Annotated in this window: 3 protein-coding genes; 1 reads left to right on the top strand and 2 read right to left on the bottom strand. The window is 61.3% G+C overall.

Going from position 1 to position 4548, the window contains the following annotated elements:
• Nucleotides 1-22 precede the first annotated feature (22 nt).
• On the top strand, nucleotides 23-2143 hold the full coding sequence (locus tag ACFFAR_RS25480) for a DUF6600 domain-containing protein (RefSeq protein WP_375508683.1): 2121 nt from the start codon (nucleotides 23-25) through the stop codon (nucleotides 2141-2143).
• A gap of 37 nt (nucleotides 2144-2180) precedes the next feature.
• Here ACFFAR_RS25480 and ACFFAR_RS25475 read toward each other — a convergent pair whose 3' ends face one another.
• A complete protein-coding gene (locus ACFFAR_RS25475) occupies nucleotides 2181-2975 on the bottom strand; it encodes a polysaccharide deacetylase family protein (protein ID WP_174364806.1) in 795 nt (264 codons plus the stop codon).
• Nucleotides 2976-3004: 29 nt separating this feature from the next.
• A complete protein-coding gene (locus tag ACFFAR_RS25470; RefSeq protein WP_075358454.1) occupies nucleotides 3005-4099 on the bottom strand; it encodes a glycosyltransferase family 4 protein in 1095 nt (364 codons plus the stop codon).
• Nucleotides 4100-4548: the final 449 nt, after the last annotated feature.

Below are 4548 nucleotides of genomic sequence, written 5' to 3'. Positions count from 1 at the left end.
TCATAATTCCGGAGATGCACCAATGACCCCACGCCTGCGCCGAACTCATGCCGCCGTATTGACCGCCACCGCATTGGTCGCGGTTTTATCGACACCCGCCTGGGCGCAACAAGCCGTACCGTCTCCTACCGCGCCCGGTGCCGCGGCAAGCGATCCACCCGGCCGCGTTGCACGCCTGAACTACTTCAACGGCAACGTGACAATGGAACCTGCGGGCGAAACCGAATGGTCCTACGCGCAACTCAACCGGCCGCTGACCACGGGCGATCAGGTCTGGACGGACAACGGCGCGCGGGCGGAACTTCATATCGGGTCGACGGCGTTACGGCTCAACCAGCAAACGGCGTTGAGCATGGTTGATATCGACGATGCCACCCTGCAGCTCAAGGTCACGCAAGGGTCACTGTCCGCGCATGTGCGCGCGTTGCCTCCCGGGCAGAACATCGAGATCGATACGCCGAACGTTGCCTTGCAGGCATCGAGCGCGGCCGAATTTCGTGTCGATGTCGCGCCCGATGGCAACTCCACCACGGTAACGCTGCGAAGCGGCAGTGCCATGCTGTACGGCGATGGCGGCTCATTGCAGATGACCGCCGGCCAGCAAGTCAGATTCACCGGCGTGAACCTGCAGCAACAAGCGGCCGGACCGGCGCCGGGCCTCGACGCATTCGATCAGTGGATCATAAGCCGCGACAGGCTGGAAGATGCTTCGGTATCCGCACGATATGTATCGCGTGAAATCCCGGGCTATGAAGACCTCGACGCAAATGGCACATGGCGCACTGATCCATCCTATGGCGAGGTGTGGGTGCCGACGGTTGCGGTATCGGCGAACTGGGCGCCTTATCGCGAGGGCCACTGGACATGGATTGCGCCGTGGGGTTGGACCTGGGTCGATGACGCCCCGTGGGGATTTGCACCGTTCCACTATGGACGCTGGGCGTACCTCGGCAATGCGTGGGCATGGGTGCCGGGGCCGGTGGTTGCCGCGCGTCCCGTGTATGCGCCCGCGCTGGTCGCGTTTGTGGGCGGTGGCGGTGGTTCCCATTGGGGTGTCGATCTTGCGATAGGCGGCGCGGTGGGTGCGGGTGTTGCCTGGTTTGCGCTCGGGCCGCACGAGCCTTGGCATCCGGGTTCGGGATACAGCCCGAGCTATTACAACCGCGTGAACAATAATGTGAACGTGCACAACACGACGATCGTCAACAACATCACGAACGTTCACAACACGTACATCAATCAGCGCGTGCCAGGTGCGATCGTCGCGGTGCCGGCGAACACGTTCGTGCATGGGCAGCCCGTGGCGCAAGCCGCGCGTGGCCTGACGCCGGAGCAGATCGGCCGTGCACAGATCGGCGCGGGGACGCCCGGTATTGCGCCGGTACGTGGCAGTTTCACGGGCGGCATGCGCACGGCATCGGCTGGCGTGCCGCCTCAGGTGGCACAGCGGCAGGTGGTCGCCACGCGAGCGCCGGCGGTTCCTGCTGCCTATCGCGACACGCTTGCGCAACGGTTTGCAAGCGGCGGCGGACACGTCGAGGGTGCGGGCGAGCCGATCGTGCGCACGACTGTTCCTGCTGCATTCTCGCGCCCAATCAACCGGAACGCCCCCGCAGCGCCTGAGGGGTATCGTCTTGTGAGCCGGACGGCAAGTCGCCCGGTTACGTCACAAGGCGCGCCGACTCGAAACGTGGGACAAAATGTGCCGCGAGAGGAAGGGCGCAATCCACAGGCTGCGCAGCCGGCACAGCCGCATCCGCCGTTGGCAGCGCAAGGGGGCGCCCCGAGGTCTTTCGTCAATAACGCCGCTCATGATCCCGCGGACCATGCGCCGAGGCCCGAACAGCAGAACGAGGCGCAAGGGGCGCGGCAAGCACAGCCGCAAGCGCAATCTCAATCTCAATCTCAATCTCAATCTCAACCGCATGCGCTGAATGAGCCGGCACCGCATGCGCTTAAAGGACCACAATCCGAACCGCGGCCCGAACCGCGTCCAGAGGCAAGACCCGAGCACGAAGCGCCGCGTGCCACGCCACCTGTACAACACGCGGAGTCACATCCGCAGCCGGCGCGGCCACCCGAGCATGAGCAACACCAGGAGCATCAAGAGCACCAGGAGCATCACGACGAACACGCAAAGTGAGAAGAGGGCGGCCATCCCGCGGCCCGTACAATGCAATTTACCGCTTGAGCTTCAGATAAGCGCGGCTAAGGAGAGGCCGGCTATGCACCCATAATCTCGATGCAAGCCACGACGCCGGCTTGTCACGCACTTCGAGCCTGTATATGGAGCGCTCGCCGGCGTGCTCGTTGCTGACGTTCGGCGCCATCTCGCACGTGTAGAAATGGCGGAAGCCGGCTTCGCGAGCAACACGCAGGTAGTCATCGTCGAAGAAACCTTGCGGCCAGCACAAGTGATCCGACACTTCGCCCATGCGGGCGGTGAACGCTTCGCGAGCATCGATCAGATCACGCTTGAGGCCGGCGCATTTCTCTGCGCGATTCGCGGCCACTTTGTCCCAGCGCAGATGGCTATGCGTATGGCTATGGAATTCGAAGGTGCCTGCACGACGCATCGCATCTATCTCGGACCATCGCAAGATCGTGCGATCGGGTTCTCCGCCTCGTATTGCGAGATCCCCTTCACGATGCCCCAGCAACTCGGGCAGCGCACCACCGGTCTGCGCGTTCGGGCGCGGTGCGCCTTCGCCGGGCCAGCTTGTCACGAGAAAGCACAGGGCAGTGAAACCGTGCTTCTCGAGGACTGGGTGCGCGTGGACCCAGTTGTCGAGATATCCGTCGTCGAAAGTCAGAACCACGGATTTCGGCGGCAGCGGCTCGCCTGTGAGGAACGCGCTCAGTTGCGCCGCGCCCGCTGTCCTGTAGCCCGCTTCTGCGAGGTATGCCATTTGCGCTGCAAAATGAACAGGCGAAACCGTGATCATTCCAGGCGACGTGCTGACATGGTGATACATCAGCACCGGCACCGCTCGCGCCCGCTGCGTCACGCGTTGGACCGGCGTTCGCGGATGCCGCGCCGGTAGAAGTCGATGGTTTCGTCGGCCATGCCGTCGACCGTGAAGCTGGCATCCGTCAGAAGGCGGCCGGCCACCCCGAGTTGCACACGCAGCCGGGGGTTATCGATCAGCCGCGCCATGGCCGCGCGCAACGCGGGAATATCGTGCGGTGGCACGAGCAGGCCATTGATGCCATGCGTGATCAGTTCGGGCACGCCATCCACGTCGGTTCCGATCACCGGCAAGCCCGCAGCCATGGCCTCTATATAGGATTGCCCCAGCGCTTCCTGATGCGTCGGCAGCACGAAGAAATCGCAGCCCCGCAGCACGTTCGGGATGTCCGTGCGAAAGCCCAGAAGATGGATACGATCAGAAAGGCCCATACCATCGACGATATTCTTTATCTTTTCGAACCACGGGCCATCGCCGGCCATCACGACATGCAGATTGGGACGCTCCGCGAGCATCGGCTGGACTGCGTCGATCAGGTCCTCATGGCCTTTTTTGTCGCGCACGATCGCGACCATGCCCGCGATGACTGCGTCGCCGTCGAGCCCGAGTTCCGTGCGCAACGTTGAATGTAAAAGCGGCTCGGGTTTCACAATACCGTCATAGATCGTTTCTACACGACCCTTCGATACCCCGGCGGAGATCAGGTACTCGCGTACATGCCGGCTCACCGCGATCACGCGATGCGGAATCCACGTGTAGGTCGCAAGCGAACTGATAGGCAACGCGAGGTGGCGCGTACGTACGACCAGCGGCGTACTCGCCAGGCGGCCGGCGGTTCCGGCCACGATGCTGTCATGCCCGCTATGCGTGTTGAGCACATCGAATCTGCGGCGCGAGAGCAATGACTTGATCGTCAGCATCGACTTCACGTCGGCGCCGCCCTTCATGCGGGCGTGATGAACAATAAAGCCTTCCTCTTTCGCGCGCACGCCCAGGCGAGCTTCTTTCGGGCAGACCACCTCGACCGTGTGTCCGCGTGTGCGCAATATGATCATTTCCTTGAGCGTCCGATGTTCCTGACCGCCCCATCCGGTGGATGATTCGCTGTGTAGTACGCGCAATGACTTCATGGTCCGCTTTCCCGCTTTGGGCGACATGTAACTGGATCGTATCGGTCCGTAATATATCGTAATAATCGAGAAGATTAGCGGTTAGTGAAGAAAAAATCCTGGGTTTCATCACCTGAGGAAAAATCTGCCGGGGAGTTCAGGCTATCAAAGGCGCAAATCCCTAAACGTCAGGCTGGATGGGCCTTGTGGGGCGGGGGATAGACAGAGAATTAGCAAACGTTTGCAGAAAAAGAATTGGCGATCTCAAGTCTTCTTGCGGCGGTCACGAATATAAATTTCGAGCTTTGAACGTACTGGAAAATCGTGGTTCGTTTGGACTAGAAACTAAAATTGCGCAATGCCGAGCGCTGACGGGCGGCTATCGTACGAACCGTGTTCACATATGTTTTGAGTATGGAATGGTGGTATCGAATATATTTTACATCCGGGCCGGGGGTTTATATCCTATC

The sequence above is a fragment of the uncultured Caballeronia sp. genome (assembly GCF_964243625.1).
In the GTDB taxonomy this organism is placed as follows: domain Bacteria; phylum Pseudomonadota; class Gammaproteobacteria; order Burkholderiales; family Burkholderiaceae; genus Caballeronia.
This window is presented reverse-complemented; position numbering and strand designations above follow the sequence as displayed.

Excerpts from the sequence above, each read along its gene's own strand:
- ACFFAR_RS25470 (WP_075358454.1), bottom strand. The coding sequence starts at position 4,099 with ATGAAGTCATTGCGCGTACTACACAGCGAATCATCCACCGGATGGGGC.
- ACFFAR_RS25480 (WP_375508683.1), top strand. The coding sequence starts at position 23 with ATGACCCCACGCCTGCGCCGAACTCATGCCGCCGTATTGACCGCCACC.
- ACFFAR_RS25475 (WP_174364806.1), bottom strand. The coding sequence starts at position 2,975 with ATGTATCACCATGTCAGCACGTCGCCTGGAATGATCACGGTTTCGCCT.